General features: G+C 67.2%; 14 protein-coding genes. 8 read left to right on the top strand and 6 right to left on the bottom strand.

What is annotated here, in order from left to right:
- Window positions 1-78 precede the first annotated feature (78 nt).
- A complete protein-coding gene (locus CXR02_RS22595; RefSeq protein WP_219816409.1) occupies window positions 79-537 on the bottom strand; it encodes a zinc-binding dehydrogenase in 459 nt (152 codons plus the stop codon).
- Between CXR02_RS22595 and CXR02_RS09525 the strand changes: the two genes are divergently transcribed.
- From CXR02_RS09525 to CXR02_RS09505, 5 genes are all read left to right on the top strand, one after another.
- Entirely contained in the window at window positions 526-1,143 is a 618-nt protein-coding gene (locus tag CXR02_RS09525; protein ID WP_219816408.1) for a GntR family transcriptional regulator, read from the top strand. The two genes, CXR02_RS22595 and CXR02_RS09525, sit on opposite strands and share 12 nt — an antisense overlap.
- A gap of 45 nt (window positions 1,144-1,188) precedes the next feature.
- A complete protein-coding gene (locus CXR02_RS09520; RefSeq protein ID WP_104061773.1) occupies window positions 1,189-2,535 on the top strand; it encodes an isochorismate synthase MenF in 1,347 nt (448 codons plus the stop codon).
- 239 nt (window positions 2,536-2,774) lie between these two features.
- Window positions 2,775-3,575 carry an ABC transporter substrate-binding protein gene (locus tag CXR02_RS09515; protein WP_104061772.1) on the top strand — a complete coding sequence of 267 codons (801 nt, stop codon included), beginning with the start codon at window positions 2,775-2,777 and terminating at the stop codon, window positions 3,573-3,575.
- 114 nt (window positions 3,576-3,689) lie between these two features.
- Entirely contained in the window at window positions 3,690-4,481 is a 792-nt protein-coding gene (locus tag CXR02_RS09510) for an amino acid ABC transporter permease (RefSeq protein WP_104061771.1), read from the top strand.
- Window positions 4,482-4,492: 11 nt separating this feature from the next.
- Window positions 4,493-5,296, top strand: coding sequence for an amino acid ABC transporter ATP-binding protein (locus tag CXR02_RS09505; protein WP_104061770.1), 804 nt, complete (start codon window positions 4,493-4,495; stop codon window positions 5,294-5,296).
- A gap of 108 nt (window positions 5,297-5,404) precedes the next feature.
- Here CXR02_RS09505 and menD read toward each other — a convergent pair whose 3' ends face one another.
- The 5 genes from menD to CXR02_RS09480 all read right to left on the bottom strand — a co-directional run bounded on the left by menD (window position 5,405) and on the right by CXR02_RS09480 (window position 12,041).
- Complete coding sequence (menD, locus tag CXR02_RS09500; protein WP_104061769.1) at window positions 5,405-7,120, bottom strand: 2-succinyl-5-enolpyruvyl-6-hydroxy-3-cyclohexene-1-carboxylic-acid synthase; 1,716 nt, start codon at window positions 7,118-7,120, stop codon at window positions 5,405-5,407.
- Window positions 7,121-7,243: 123 nt separating this feature from the next.
- Window positions 7,244-9,319 carry a PhoX family phosphatase gene (locus CXR02_RS09495; protein ID WP_104061768.1) on the bottom strand — a complete coding sequence of 692 codons (2,076 nt, stop codon included), beginning with the start codon at window positions 9,317-9,319 and terminating at the stop codon, window positions 7,244-7,246.
- 169 nt (window positions 9,320-9,488) lie between these two features.
- Window positions 9,489-10,517, bottom strand: a complete 1,029-nt coding sequence (locus CXR02_RS09490; protein WP_104061767.1) for an o-succinylbenzoate synthase — start codon at window positions 10,515-10,517, stop codon at window positions 9,489-9,491.
- 22 nt (window positions 10,518-10,539) lie between these two features.
- Window positions 10,540-11,556 carry a magnesium and cobalt transport protein CorA gene (locus CXR02_RS09485; protein WP_104061766.1) on the bottom strand — a complete coding sequence of 339 codons (1,017 nt, stop codon included), beginning with the start codon at window positions 11,554-11,556 and terminating at the stop codon, window positions 10,540-10,542.
- An 83-nt stretch (window positions 11,557-11,639) separates the two neighbouring features.
- On the bottom strand, window positions 11,640-12,041 hold the full coding sequence (locus CXR02_RS09480; protein ID WP_104061765.1) for an Hpt domain-containing protein: 402 nt from the start codon (window positions 12,039-12,041) through the stop codon (window positions 11,640-11,642).
- 189 nt (window positions 12,042-12,230) lie between these two features.
- On the opposite strand from CXR02_RS09480, the gene CXR02_RS09475 reads away from it, so the two are divergent.
- The 3 genes from CXR02_RS09475 (at window position 12,231) to CXR02_RS09465 (ending at window position 14,406) form a co-directional block, all read left to right on the top strand.
- The gene (locus tag CXR02_RS09475; RefSeq protein ID WP_104061764.1) at window positions 12,231-12,563 is read left to right on the top strand and encodes a helix-turn-helix transcriptional regulator; all 333 of its coding nucleotides are present in this window, start codon (window positions 12,231-12,233) and stop codon (window positions 12,561-12,563) included.
- Window positions 12,564-12,576: 13 nt separating this feature from the next.
- Entirely contained in the window at window positions 12,577-13,083 is a 507-nt protein-coding gene (locus CXR02_RS09470; RefSeq protein WP_104061763.1) for an SRPBCC family protein, read from the top strand.
- Window positions 13,084-13,230: 147 nt separating this feature from the next.
- A complete protein-coding gene (locus CXR02_RS09465; protein WP_181037184.1) occupies window positions 13,231-14,406 on the top strand; it encodes an MFS transporter in 1,176 nt (391 codons plus the stop codon).
- Window positions 14,407-14,437: the final 31 nt, after the last annotated feature.

Genomic DNA, 14,437 nt, shown 5'->3' with positions numbered 1-14,437 from the left:
GGACTTTCGACGAGGCCGTCCCCCGGTCCGAAGCCACGGCAAACGCCTCGGCCACGTCACCGGCGTCGAACGTGTGCGTCAGCAACGGCTCAACGTCCAGCCCATCCGCCAGGTACGCGAGGGCCTCATCCAGTTCGTCCGCGAAGCGGAAGGTCCCCCGCGGTAATCAACCTCCCGGAAGACGAGTGCGGCGAGCTCGGCCGTCACGGGCCCGGCCGGCAGGTTGCCCACCTGGACCACGACGCCGCCGCGGCGCACGGCCGCGAGGACACCGCCCAGGACGCGGGCAGCGCCGGCGGCCTCGAACGCAACATCCGCCTCGGGAAGCTGCGCGCCGGAACCCACCAGCACGACGCCGTCGGCTCGCATCCGTTTGGCGATCGCCAGCGAGGTCTCCGAGAGATCACTGGCGATGACGCTGGCCGCGCCGGCGCGCCGGGCGGCGGCCACCAGCAGCGCGCCGATCGGCCCGGCACCGTTGACCAGAACGTCCTTGCCGGCGAGGCTGCCGGCCCGGGCAACGGCGTGGATCGCCACCGCGAGCGGCTCGGCGACCGCCGCCTGGCGGGTGTGACGCCGGCGGGGGAGGCCCTGATGCTCATCGCGCAGGAAGGGCTCGTGGAGGTCCGCCCGCAGAGCGGCATCTACGTGACCTACCTCGATCCGGATATCGTGGCGCAGGCCCAGTTCATCCGCGAGGCCATCGAGGTGGCGTCGCTGGCTGACTGCGCCCGCAACATCACCCCTGAAAATGCAGCCGCGCTCTACGAACTCCTGGACCGGCAGGACGCCTGCACCACCCGCGAGGAGTTCTACCCGCTGGACGAGGACTTCCACCGGACCCTGCTGGCCATCGCCGGCCACGAAACAGCCTGGGCCACCGTTTCCAACGCCAAGGGCCATCTGGACCGCGCCCGGTACCTGGGGCTCAGCGGCTACCGCGGCATCACGGAGTACGCCGCCGACCACCGCCAGGTGCTGGACGCGATCCTCGCCGGCCACCTTTCCGCCGCGGAAGACTGCCTGCGCAGCCACCTGCGCTTTGTCCTGGTTGACGTCACGAGCATGCGCGCCGCACGGCCCGGGCTGTTCTCCGCCCCTTCCGGCCCCGAGCGACGCACGGGCCGCCCTGCCCGGGTCTGAGTCCTGAGACTTCCGCACCACCCGCGGGAGTAATGTTGTCTCATCATGACGAGCACGTTCCGCACCCTCACAGTCCCCCTGGATGGCAACGCATCTGCCGGCGGACTGCCGCAGTTCCTGGTCCGGGACGACGTCCTCTGCTGGACCCGCCGCGAAGCCGGCCTGGTGGGATTCGGCGAGATCGCCCGCTTCACGGCCACCGGCCCTGAACGCTTCCTCGAAGCGGACATCTGGTGGCGCCATCTGGTCCTCGAAGCGGACATAACTGACTCCGTGGAGCTGCCCGGCACCGGCCCGGTGGCTTTCGGCTCCTTCGCGTTTTCCAAGAAGTCCACCCATGTATCGCGGCTGATTGTGCCCGAGATCGTGGTGGGTGTCCGCGACGGCCGGTACTGGCTCACCCAGCTAACGTTCGACGACGGCGAACTCACCGAGGCGGGCGCCCTCGCCGCCCTGGCCGGCTGGCTGAGCGGTGGCAACGCCCCCGGCGACGTCCCCGCCGGTGGTGAGGCCGGCGCCGTCGAGCGTCCTCTGCCTTCCGCCGACGGGGCCACCCTGCACACCGGCTCGCTCAGTGAAGAAGCCTGGATGGCCGCCGTCGCCGCCGGCGTGGCGGAGATCCGGACGGGTGCGCTGGAGAAACTGGTGCTGGCGCGGGACATTGTGGCCACGGTGCCGTCGGGCGTGAACGCCGCGCAGGTGTTGCGCGAGCTCGCCGTGCGGTACCGCGAATGCTGGACGTATGGCGTGGACGGGCTTGTGGGCGCCACCCCGGAGATGCTGATCCAGGTGGAAGGCCGCACCGCCCAGGCGCGCGTGCTGGCCGGGACGCTGGACCGCCGCGATGCGCATGGCGAGTCCGGGATTCCCATGGATTACGCCGAGCGGGTGCTGGCCGGATCCGAGAAGCAGCGGCACGAGCACGAGATCGCGATCCAGTCGCTGACGTCGCAGCTGGCGCCGTTCTCCGAGGCCATGAATGCGCACGACGAGCCGTTTATTTTGGAGCTGCCGAACGTATGGCACCTGGCGTCGGACGTCAAAGCGGAACTCGCCGAAGTGGAGGGCCACGTGCCCACGTGCCTCGCGCTGATCAACGCGCTGCATCCCACGGCCGCGGTCTGCGGCACGCCCACGCTGGTGGCCGGCGCCCTGATCCGCAAGCTTGAACACCTGGACCGCGGCCCGTACGCAGGGCCGGTGGGCTGGCTCGACGCTGCCGGGAATGGCGAATGGGGCATCGCCCTGCGTGGCGCAGTGATTGAGGATCCGCATACCGTGCGGTTATATGCCGGTTGCGGCATAGTGGATGGCTCCCAGCCGGCCGCCGAGCTGGCGGAGACGTGGGCGAAGTTCCGGCCGATGCTGGAGTCGCTGGGGATTTCCAACTAGGCCCCGCCCAACTGACTGGCACTTAACGTCGCGAAACCGCGTTTTCACGACGTCAAGTGCGAGCTACATGGGCGGGGTGTCCGGAATGCCAGACATGGGCGGCCTCCCGGGTCTTGATTTAGGCTGTGATTTAGTTATCCAATAGTGAAACTAAGTTTCGTGTGATGCACATCTCTCATTCGGCGATACACTATGAACCGATTTAGTACCGCACACCCCTGCAACAAAAGGTAAAGAACATGCAGCTCAAGTCCCTGGCCCAGGCCAAGTTCGCCGCCAAGGCAGCAGCAATCCTGGCCGCCGGCGCACTCACCCTCACTGCCTGCGGCGGCAGCACTACCCCGGCAGCGACCGAGGGCGGCATCCAGCTCATCAATGCCGGCAAACTCACTGTCTGCTCCGACGTCCCCTACGAGCCCTTCGAATTCCAGAAGGACGGCAAGATCGTTGGCTTCGACATCGATATCGCCAATGAAGTAGCCAAGGATCTCGGCGCCGAACTGAGCATCGTGGACAGCTCCTTCGAGGCCATCGAGACCGGAACCGCCCTCACCGGCTGCGACCTCTCCATCTCCTCGATTTCCATCACGGATGTCCGCAAGTCGGTCATGGACTTCTCCGACCCGTACATGGACGATGACCTCACCCTCGTGGCCACCACGGCGTCCGGGATCACGGACATCAACAGCGCCAAGGGCAAAAAAGTGGGCGTCCAGCAGGCCACCACCGGCGCAAAGTACGCGGCGGAAAACGGCATCGACGCCCAGCAGTTCGAGGACAGCGGCCTCTTGGTCCAGGCTCTCCAGGCCGGTACCATCGACGCTGCCCTGGGCAACCAGTCAATCCTGGCCTACGCCATCAAGGATGACGCCAAGTTCGAGCGTGTGGATGACTACGCCACGGGCGAGAAGCTGGGCATCTCCATCAAGAAGGGCAACACCGCCATGGCCGAGAAGGTCAACGGAACCCTGAAGCGCCTGACCGGCGACGGCAGCCTGAAGAAGTTCGAAACCACCTGGTTCGGCGAGACCGCCAAGTAGCCGGGCACCCCGGACTGATCTTCACAGCCCTGAGAACCACGCCGCTGGGGCCCCGCACGGACTGCACTGCAGCCCGTCCGGGGCCTCAGCCACGCAAATGAATGTGAGCACCCCATGGCAATGACCGCACGTCAACGGGCCAGAGTAAGCCTGTATGTCCAGATCGGCATCTTCGTTGTGGCCGTGGCCGCGCTGGCTCTGGCCACCGACTGGAAGACCATCGGCACCAGTGTCTTCAACTTCGGCAAGATCGGCCCAATGTTCCCGGACATCTTCCTGGTGGGCCTCAAGAACACCTTGATCTACACGTTCCTTGGCTTTGTCGTGGGCCTCTCCGGCGGCCTGCTGCTGGCCCTGATGAAGCTGTCCAGCTTCCCGCTGTACCGCTGGATCGCCACCGGCTACATCGAATTCTTCCGCGGCGTCCCGGCACTGCTGGTGTTCATCGCCTTCGGCTACGGTGTCCCCCTCGCCTTCGGCGTTCAGTGGAACGTCACCCTGATCGTCATGATCTCACTGGGTATGGTGGCTTCGGCATATATCGCCGAAACCCTCCGCGCCGGCCTGCAGGCTGTGCCCAAGGGGCAGCTCGAGGCCGCACGGTCGCTGGGCATGCCGCAGTGGCGGGCCATGGTGTCCATCGTCATTCCGCAGGCCTTTAAGATTGTCCTCCCGCCGCTGACCAACGAGGTCATCCTGCTGACCAAGGACTCCTCGTTGATCTACGTCCTGGGCCTCACGGCATCGCAGTACGAGCTCACCAAGTTCGGCCGCGACGGTATCTCCAGCCTGGGCGCGGGCCTGACGCCGCTCCTCGTGGCCGGCGCCTTCTACCTGGTCATCACCATCCCGCTGAGCCTCCTGGCCCGGAAGTTCGAAAGCCGCTCCGCGCGGACCAAGCGATAGGCAGGACAGTCATGAACGACGTCGTAATTCACTCCCGCAATCACACGGGTCCCGTCCATGCCGCTGGCGTGTCCATCAAAGACCTGCGCAAATCCTACGGGTCCAACGAGGTCCTCAAGGGCATCAGCCTGGACGTGGCCCCCGGCGAAGTGGTGTGCCTGATCGGCCCGTCCGGCTCCGGCAAATCCACCCTCCTGCGCTGCGTCAACCTCCTGGAGCAGCCCAACGAGGGCGCCATCCACGTAGGTGGCTTCGAAGCTACCGACCCCGACGTGGACATCGACAAAATGCGCCGCAAGGTGGGCATGGTGTTCCAGCAGTTCAACCTGTTCCCGCACCTGGACGCCAAGCGGAACTGCACCATCGCGCAGACGAAGGTCCTGAAGCGGTCACAGGAAGACGCCGACAAGGTTGCCCAGCACAACCTGGACCGCGTGGGCCTGGGCCACCTGTCCGACCGTTTCCCGGACCAGCTTTCCGGCGGCCAGCAGCAGCGTGTTGCGATCGCCCGGGCGCTCAGCATGAACCCCGAGCTGATGCTCTTTGACGAGCCAACCTCCGCGCTGGACCCCGAGACCGTGGGCGATGTCCTCTCGGTCATGCGGAACCTGGCCAAGGAGGGCATGACCATGCTGGTGGTGACCCACGAGATGGGCTTCGCCCGCGAAGTAGCCGACCGCGTGGTGTTCATGGACGGCGGCGTGGTGGTGGAGGAAGGCGTGGCCGAGCAGGTCATTTCCGCACCCACCCAGGCCCGCACCAAGGAGTTCCTGCGCCGAGTCCTGGACCCGACGCACATCGAGATCGAGGAGTAGCCGGCATCGTCGACGCGGCTGTTGCCTGGCGACGCGCATATGCCCTGCCGCTATCGGTATTCCGATAGCGGCAGGGCATTTGCGCGTCAGGCAGCCGAGAGCGCGTCTCTACCGAGCTAGGACTCCTCCGACTGCGGCGGCCACGGCCTTCTTGATGCGGGCGTGGAGGGCGCGAAGGCCAATACGGTCGGTGCGGACTTCGATGATGCTGCGCCCCTTCAGCGGTGCGGCGAGCGCCTCGGCGAGTCCCGCCGTCGTACTTACCGAGCAGTGCCCGACGCCGTACGCCGCCGCGAGTGCCGCAATGTCCACGGTGTGGGGGGTGCCGAAGAGCCGCTCGACGGCGTCCGTGTAGCGTCCGGATTCACGCACAGCCCCGTGCTCCAGCAGATCAAAGATGGCCCCGCCGGCGTCGTTCAGCACCACGATCCGGAGCCCTGGCTCTGGTTCGCCGGACCCCAAGAGCAGGCCGCCGGCATCGTGCAGGAAAGTAACGTCGCCCAGCAGCAGTGTGGTGTCCTGGCGGCCGCCGATGGCAATCCCGGTGGCAGTGGAGATGGTGCCGTCGATCCCGGCGAGGCCGCGGTTGGCGTACACCGTGGCCGCCGGCTCGGCGGCGGGAAGGCCGGCCAGGTCAACATCGCGGATGCCATTGGAGGATCCCAGCATCAACTGGCCGCGGGCGTGCTGCCAGACCTGGGCGCCCACGGAGGGTCCGGAAGCGGCGGGCTCGGCGGACAGGACGCCGTCGAGCGCGTGCTGCGCGGCGGCACCGGCCAGCAGCCAGGTATCCAGCCAGTCGGACGGGCCGCGGCCGCCGAAATCGGCGAGATCGGCCAGGTTCTCCAGCGGAAGTTCCGTGCGCCGGCCCGGCTGGTACCAGGCCACGGGAACCGGCTGGTACAGCGCGGAGAGCACGTCAGCCCGCTCCAGCAACGCAGCAACCGGGCGGGACAATGTGGCCCGGCCAAACATCACCACGCGTTCTATAGGCAGCGCGGACGACGCTCCGAAGTGTTCCAACAGCAGCCGGTACGGACCCACGGCGTTGGGACCGAACCTGGCGTTGGAAGAGGGCTCGGCCAGCAGAGGCAGGCCGTGTGCGCGGGCGAACGCTTCGGCGACCGGCCCGGCGTCGTGCCCTGCCAGCACCACGGTGCGCCTTTCCTCCAGCGAGGCAGGGGCGGGCGGCAGGTTCATGGTGAGCGGGTCGGTGCCGATCCGGAACCGGGGATGCCCGGCCGCCGTCGGAAGCCCCTCCCCCGGTGCGGGAACCAGCGGGTCGCGGAACGCCAGGTTCAGCTGGACGGGCCCGGGTGCGAGGTCGGAAAACGCTCCGGTGGCCGCGGCCAGCGCCGTTTCCACCGCGCGCAGCGGGTTGCTGCCGGCCGGGACGTCAGCGGCGAAGCGCACGTGCTCGCCGAACAGGTCCAGCTGGATGGTGGTCTGGTTGGCGCCGGTCCCTTGCAGTTCCTCGGGCCGGTCCGCTGACACCACCACCAGCGGGACGGCGGCGTGGTTGGCCTCCATCACGGCGGGCATGAGATTCCCGACGGCGGTGCCTGAGGTGGTGAGGACGGCCGCCGGGGAGCCGGTGGACAGGGCCAGGCCAAGGGCGGTGAAGCCGGCGGAACGTTCGTCGATGCGGACCAGGAGGTCCACGCGGCCAGCCGCTTCGGCCTCGGCCAGGGCGTAGGCCATGGGGGCGGAACGCGAACCCGGCGAGACCACCACGTACTGGACGCCGCCGTCGATCAGGGCGTCGACGGCGATCCGCGCGGCGGCGAGGGAGTTCAGAAGGTCCGGGGAAGTCTCAGAAGTCACCGACCCAGTCTGCCACCCTCAAACGCTCTCACCCTCAAGCGTTGCTCTATCACTTACAGTCCCTAAAAGGCCGGCAAAGAGACCAAAAGTGATAGAGCAACGGGCCAGGAGGTGGGAACGGACTTAGCCGCGGAACACCTGGACCACGGACGGACGGGGCGCGCGCGCCTGGCCGCGGGCCGGCGTCGTGCCTTCCGCGACGTAGTCCGGGAAGAAGGAGTGCTGGTCCGCGAACGAGCCTTCCTCACCCGGGTGCTGCACGGATACGAACACGTTGCTCTCGTCGTCGTGGACGATCGGTCCGCAGGTTTCGCCTTCCTTGGGCACGGCCAGGAACTGCTCCACCCTGCCGCGCTCGGCGCCTTCGAGGGTGACCTTGAAGAGGCCGTCAGCCTTGCCGATGCCGGCGGGGGCGCCGTCGGTGGAGATCCACAGGTTGCCCACGGAGTCGAAGGCGAGGTTGTCCGGGCAGGAGATGGGCGAGACCTTGTCCACCGGGAAGCCGGAGAAGTAGGTGACGTCGCCGCTGGAGGGATCGCCGCAGACCATCAGCAGGTTCCACGTAAAGGCAGTGGAGGTCTGGTCGCCGGTTTCGGTGATCTCCACGATGTGGCCGTCGCGGTTGGCGTTGCGGGGGTTGACCTCGGTGGCGCCTTCCTTGCCAACCTTGCCGCGGTCCGAGTTGTTGGTGCAGGCCACGTAAACCTTGCCGGTGTGCAGGCTGGGCTCAACGTCCTCGCAGCGGTCCATCTTGGTGGGGCCAACCTTGTCGGCGGCGAGGCGGGTGTAGACCAGGACCTCTTCCACGGTCATTCCGTCGACGACAGACTCGCCGTTGACCACCAAGGGCAGCCACTCGCCGGTACCGTCGAATGAACCGTCAGCGGGAACGTTGCCAACCCCGGTGATTTCAGCGATGGGCGAGTTGCCCTTGAACTTGGCTACAAACAGGTCGCCGGCGGAAAGCAGCGTCATGTTGTGCGCCCGGTCGCCCTCTTTGTAGTAGTCCTTCGAGACGAACTTGTACAGGTAGTCGAAGCGCTCGTCGTCGCCGGAGTAGGCCACCACCTTGCCCGATTCCGCAACGATCACGTTGGCGCCCTCGTGCTTGAAGCGGCCCAGCGAGGAGTGCTTCTTCGGGGTGGACGTGGGATCGAACGGGTCAACTTCCACGATCCAGCCGAAGCGGTTTGCTTCGTTTTCGTAACCGGCGTTGCGGGTGTCGAAGCGCTTGTCATCAATTTCCCACTGGCGTGCTGTGGCCTTGCTGGTGAGGCCGTAGCGCTTGTCGCCGGCGGACGTGCCCGGGGAGACGAAGTAGCCGTTGAAGTTTTCCTCACCTGACAGGATGGTGCCCCACGGCGTGGTGCCGCCGGCGCAGTTGCCCAGGGTGCCCTTGATCTTGCGGCCGCTCGGGTCCGCGACGGTCTTGACCAGCGCGGAACCCGCGACGGGCCCAGTCAGTTCGTAGACCGTGTTGTTCAGGTACCGGCGGTTCAGCGGCGCGCCCTTGACGTAGGTCCACGGCTTGGTGGTGTTCTTGCGCTCCAGCTCGACGACGGTCAGCCCGTGTGCAGCGGCCCCCACCGCGCGGACGTCGGCCGCCGGCATAGTGGCCGGGAACATGATGCTCTCGTTGGTGTATTCGTGGTTGGCGAACAGCACGGCGCGGCGGCCCTTGGTGTTCGGAATCTCGAGGATGTCCGTGTAGTCGTTGTTGTAGCCGAACTGCTTCTCCTGCGCGGCGGCCGTCTGGTTGTTCAGATCGAAGTCCGGCGTGCCGTTGAAGATCGGATCGCCCCAGCGGATCACGGGCTGCCAGGTGAAGCCTTCCGGCACGGTGAACGCGTCGACGGCGGCATCCACCGGAGCGATCGGCGTGAACTTCAGCTTCGACTTCGCGAAGCCCTCCTTCGCGGCGGGGGCCAGCCCGGGGCCGCCGGCGATTGCCGGTTCCGCGGAGGTAATGGCGCTGCCAAGTACGACGGCGAGCGCACCGGCGGCGCCGAAGCCCAGGGCGGCGCGGCGGGACATGGTGGCGGACGCGATGTCCCGGAAATAGCTGTTGGAGCTCGTGTTGCAGACATCGCCGGCGCAGGCGTTGTCGCACTTCAAGGCGCACGTGACGGCGCTGCGCTTGCCCTTGGTGTGGCCGAGCATGGGCAGCAGGGTGAACTTGCGGGCTGTCGTTTCAGACAAGGGGTGCCTCCAAATTTACGATCGGGTCCCGGCCACCCTTTCAGCCGCGTCCGACGCCCAGCCGTCAGCCGGGTGAAGTTCCGGTTAACCGGCGGTGACCTGCAGGTATGTGAGAGAAGGTTGCCCAAAAACCCGCGTTAAGCGAGAGAGCGTCCGTAAGAAACCCGCGTTAAGTGAGAGAGCGTCCGGGGGCGAGGAGTGCGTGGACCCTGGCGAGCCGGGCCAGCCACCAGTCGCGGCGTTCCGCGGAAGCCGCATACTGCACCAGCAGCCCGGCGTCGGCGGCGACCTCGCGGAGGCGGATGGCGCCGTCGTCGGCCACCAACGGATCCAGCGTGATGTCCGAGGCGAACAGTGACACCGTCCCCAGCCCGCACGCGTACGGCAACTCGGGCAGGGCAGCGGCCAAAGCCAGCCCGGCGCGGATGCCCACGGAGGTGTCCAGCGCGGAACTGACGACGGCGGGGAGCCCGGCCTGCGCCACGATGTCCAGCGCGCGCCGCACTCCCCCGAGCGGCGCGACCTTAACAACCAGCAGATCCGCCGCGCCGGACCGCGCCACCTTAAGCGGATCGGATTCCTTGCGCACGCTTTCGTCGGCGGCGATCAGCACCGGCGTCCCGGCGGCGCGCAGCTGCCGCCGCACCTCGGCGAGCCCCTCAATCGACGGCACCGGCTGCTCGGCGTATTCAAGCCCGACGGCGGCGAGCCGGGTGAGCGCCGCCACCGCAGTGGGCACGTCCCAGCCCCCGTTGGCGTCGACGCGGAGGGCGGCGTCCGGCAACGCGGAACGGACAGCGGCGACCCGGGCGGCGTCGTCGTCGAGCGTCTGCCCGCGCTCGGCCACCTTGATCTTGACGGCGTCCACCCGGCCGAACCGGGCCAGGACTTCCGGCACACGGTCCGCGGAAACGGCGGGAACGGTGGCGTTGACGGGGATCACCGAACGGACGGGCGAAGGGAAGCCGTGCCAGCCGGCCTCGATGGCGGCGGCGAGCCAGCGGAAGGCCTCGGCGTCGGCGTATTCGGGGAACGGGCAAAACTCGCCCCAGCCGTGCGGGCCGCGCAGCAGCAGCGTTTCGCGTTCCATGATGCCGCGGAACTTCACCCGCATGGGCAGGCTCACCACATGCGCGCTGGCGAGCAGTTCGTCCAAGGAGGGCAAGGCGGCGGGCGGCAGGGCGGCGTCGGCGGGCATGCCCTTCACTGTACCGGCAGCGCTAAATCCACTTGTTGCGCTTGAAGGTCCAGTAGAGCCCCAGCCCCATGGCAACCATCAGGCCCAGGGCAAACGGGTAGCCGAAGACCCAGTTCAGCTCGGGCATGCTGGTGAAATTCATGCCGTAAATGGTGCCTACCAGCGTGGGCGCAAACAGGATGGCCGCCCACGACGAAATGCGTTTCACCTGCTCGCTCTGGGCGAAGCTGGATTCGGTGAGCTTGCGCATTTCGTCGTTCTGCCGCTGCGCCACCAACGCCGCGTTAACGGCCAGGGCGTTCTGCAACAGTGCGCGGAAGGACGCCACCCGTTCATTCAGCCGGATCACGTGGTCCAGCACGTCGCGGAAGTGGTCCTGCAGCTCGGGACCGGGTGCGCGCTCCGGTGTTCCGGCCGCGAGGGCCTGGAGGATGCCAACCAACGGACTCGTGGCGCGCTGGAAGGTGATGACCTGGCGCGATAGCTCGTAGATCCGGCGCGACACCTCTGGATCGGCGCCGAAGAGGTCGTCCTCGATCTCGTCCACATCGTTCTCCAGCCCCGCGGCCACGGGTTCGTACTCGTCCACCACCTGGTCCAGGATCCCGTACAGCACGGCCTCCGGGCCCAGGGCGAGGAACTCCGGTGTGGATTCCATCCGCTGGCGCACCCTTGCCAGGTCCGGAGATTCGGCGTGGCGGACGGTGATCACATAATCGGCGCCGACGAAAACGTGGATCTCGCCGAAGTCCACTTTTTCCACGTCGTCGAGGTAGCGGGCGGGGCGGAGCACCAGGAACACGCATTCGCCGTAGTGCTCCAGCTTGGCCCGCTGGTGTCCGGCCAGGGCGTCCTCCACGGCAAGGGGGCTCAGGTCGAATTCCTCGGCCACCGACCTGATTTCCTTGGCGTCCGGGCGGTACAGTCCGATCCACGCCATTCCTTCGCGCTGCCTCAGGACGAAGTACGTCTCGTCCAAGCTGACGGGGTCCGCCGTCCTGACCCCGTCCACGTACACCGCGTTATCGATGATGGTCATGGCCGGGCCTCCTTGTCGGAACATCGCCTGACCCCAGTGTTCCTTTCGCGCTCCCAGTCGTCCAGAGTGCGGGCAGGCGGGCGTCACCCGGAGTGCAGGTACTTCTGCAGGATGTTAGTGGTCTGCCGGGCGCAGCGAATGATCTGGCGCAGGCGGTCCGCTGCCAGCCGGGGCAGGACCCGGGCTGGTTCAGAGTGGAGGGTCTCGTGGCGCAGGGCCTGTTCCAGCTCCATGGCAAGCCCGGCCAGGCGCTCCGCGCCCACCATCTGGCTGGAGGTCTTGAGGCTGAGGACCGCGTCCATCGCACCGACCAGGTCGCCGGTGGTCAGGGTCAGACGCAGCTTTTCAGTTCTGTGGGGCAGGCGTTCGATGAAGTTCTGCACGAAGACTTTCCACACGCCGTCATCGTCCTCGAGCTCTGTCCGCAGCCTGTCCAGGACAGCCGGATCCAGGAGGGGAAGGTCATTGCCCTCGTCCGGCGCCATTGCTGTCCTTCCTGCCCCGAGAAGCGGTGTACCGATGGACGTCTCGCAGGTCCCCCGTACGACGCTATGCGGCCGCGGATGCCGAAAGCATCAGTAGTAGGTACTCGACTTTTCAACTCATTGGCACTGCGTGGCAGATGAGCTATCCGTCTCCTCCAATGCATATCCATATGTGTATACAATCGTCGTATGGCACGGGCAGCAACAACGGCAGATACGTTCAACGCGGTGGCTGAGCCCCGCCGTCGGGAAATCCTGGACGCCCTCACTCAAGGCGAGCGCCCGGTCAACGAGCTGGTGACCCTTTTGGGCCTGGCGCAGCCGCACGTGTCACGGCACTTGCGGGTGCTGCGCGAGGTGGGCGCCGTCGTCGTGCGTGAAGAAGGCCGGCAGCGGCTCTACCGGCTCAATCCGCAAGCCCTCAAGCCCATCCACGACTGGGTGGCCAGCTACCAGCACCTCTGGGAGGAGCGCTTCGATCTTCTTGAGGACGTGCTGGAGGATCTCAAGGAAGAGCACTGAAAGGAGCAGGACAATGGCACAGGCAGGCAGCAGCACCATGGATGTGACGTTCCCCAGCGACACGGAAATCCTGATCACGCGGACCCTCAACGCGCCCCCGCACCTCGTTTACCTGGCATGGACCACGCCGGAACTCGTCAAGAAATGGTGGCCGGGCCGGCGCGGTGAGATGACCGTGGCGGTGATGGACTTCCGCGTTGGCGGCGCGTGGCGTTACGTCATGGTGGCGCACGGCGAATTCGAGGTGGCCTTCCACGGCATATACCGCGAGATTGTGCCCAACGAGCGGATCGTCCACACGGAGGTCATGGAGATGCCGGGCACCGCGCCGGACAGCGAGGAAGGCGCCGTGCTTAATACGGTCACCTTTGACGGGGCCGACGGCGGCGCCACCACCGTGCGGATCCGCACCGATGCGGGGAGCAAAGAAGTCCGGGACCTGATTGCGCAGTCCGGCATGGAAGGCGGCGTGCGCGAGCAGTTCGAGATCATCGAGGAGCTGGCGGCGTCCCTCACCTGACCTGCGTACCCATCCGGCCCAACTAGCTCGCATTAAACGTCGTCATTCGGGATTTTCACGACGTTAAGTGCCAGCTACTTTGGGGGCGGTTGTTACACTCCAACGTGTGATTTCCCTCCAGCAGGCGCCCGGTCTCGAAATGCACGCGTGAGCGCCCCGGCACAGGTGGTCAACGCCCGGGCGTCCACCGTCCCCCTGTACGCGGCGGGCTTCGTCACCGCGTTCGGCGCCCACAGCATCGCCGCCGGCATGGGAGCGCAGAGCGAGAACATCGGCCTGACGCTGCTCAACCTGGGCATCCTGCTGGCCCTCTATGACGTTTCGGAGGTCTTCCTCAAGCCGGTCTTCGGCGCGCTGAGCGACCGGATCGGAACCAAGCCCGTCATCGTCGGCGGCCTCCTGGGCTTCGCGGTGCTGTCGCTGATCGGCCTCTGGGCGGCTGAGCCGCTGATGCTTGGACTCGCGCGGCTGGGGCAGGGCGCAGCGGCTTCTGCGTTCTCGCCGGCGTCGTCCGCGATGGTTGCGCGGCTGGCGGCGGGGAAGAAGGCCGGGACCTACTTCGGCCGGTACGGTTCGTGGAAGAGCCTGGGGTACGTCATCGGTCCGCTGCTGGGGGCGGGCCTGATCCTCGCGGGCGGGTTTGCCTTGCTGTTCGGGGCCCTCTCGGTGCTGGCGGCGGCCACCGCCGTGTGGGTGCTGGTGTCCGTTCCGCACCTGGCGCCGCTCCCCCGGCAGCGCTACACCGTTCTGGACCTTGCCCGCCAGGTCACCGAGCGGCGCTTCCTGGTGCCGACGCTGGTGCTGGCGGCCTCGACCGGGGCGCTCGGCGCGGCGATCGGATTCATTCCCGCCCTCGCCACGCGGCACGGCCTCGGCCCGGTTGCCGGCACGGCCGCGGTCAGTGTCCTGGCCATCACGTCGGTGCTAATCCAGCCCTGGATCGGCAGGCTGCGGGACGCGCACCGCATCAGCGATAACAAAGGGACGACGGCGGGACTCCTCCTCACCGCCGCGGGCGTCGCACTCATCGCCCTCACGCCGGGTCCGGTCACCTTGTTCATTGCGGCGGCGGCCATTGGCGCCGGCGTCGGGCTGGCCACACCGCTGGGTTTCGCGCATCTCGCCGACACCACGCCGCCGGAGCGGATGGGCCGGACCATGGGTTCGGCGGAACTTGGCCGGGAACTCGGCGACGCCGGCGGGCCGCTGCTGGTGGGCGGCATCGCCACCCTCACCGCCCTGCCGTTTGGCCTCGGGGCCCTGGCATTGCTGGTCGCTGCGGCCAGCCTGCCGCGCCTCCCGAACGCCCCCCGCCCCAACTAGCTCGCAATTAACGTCGTCATTCGCGATTTTC

This window comes from Arthrobacter sp. 4R501 (assembly GCF_002929755.1).
GTDB lineage: Bacteria > Actinomycetota > Actinomycetes > Actinomycetales > Micrococcaceae > Arthrobacter.
Note: the sequence above shows the minus strand (reverse complement) of the source record. Positions and strands in the feature narration are given on the sequence as shown.

Bases quoted from the DNA above. Each gene is read 5' to 3' on its own strand.
- CXR02_RS09520 (WP_104061773.1), top strand. From the start codon at position 1,189: ATGACGAGCACGTTCCGCACCCTCACAGTCCCCCTGGATGGCAACGCA.
- CXR02_RS09515 (WP_104061772.1), top strand. From the start codon at position 2,775: ATGCAGCTCAAGTCCCTGGCCCAGGCCAAGTTCGCCGCCAAGGCAGCA.
- CXR02_RS09510 (WP_104061771.1), top strand. From the start codon at position 3,690: ATGGCAATGACCGCACGTCAACGGGCCAGAGTAAGCCTGTATGTCCAG.
- CXR02_RS09505 (WP_104061770.1), top strand. From the start codon at position 4,493: ATGAACGACGTCGTAATTCACTCCCGCAATCACACGGGTCCCGTCCAT.
- CXR02_RS09490 (WP_104061767.1), bottom strand. From the start codon at position 10,517: ATGCCCGCCGACGCCGCCCTGCCGCCCGCCGCCTTGCCCTCCTTGGAC.
- CXR02_RS09485 (WP_104061766.1), bottom strand. From the start codon at position 11,556: ATGACCATCATCGATAACGCGGTGTACGTGGACGGGGTCAGGACGGCG.
- CXR02_RS09480 (WP_104061765.1), bottom strand. From the start codon at position 12,041: ATGGCGCCGGACGAGGGCAATGACCTTCCCCTCCTGGATCCGGCTGTC.
- CXR02_RS09475 (WP_104061764.1), top strand. From the start codon at position 12,231: ATGGCACGGGCAGCAACAACGGCAGATACGTTCAACGCGGTGGCTGAG.
- CXR02_RS09470 (WP_104061763.1), top strand. From the start codon at position 12,577: ATGGCACAGGCAGGCAGCAGCACCATGGATGTGACGTTCCCCAGCGAC.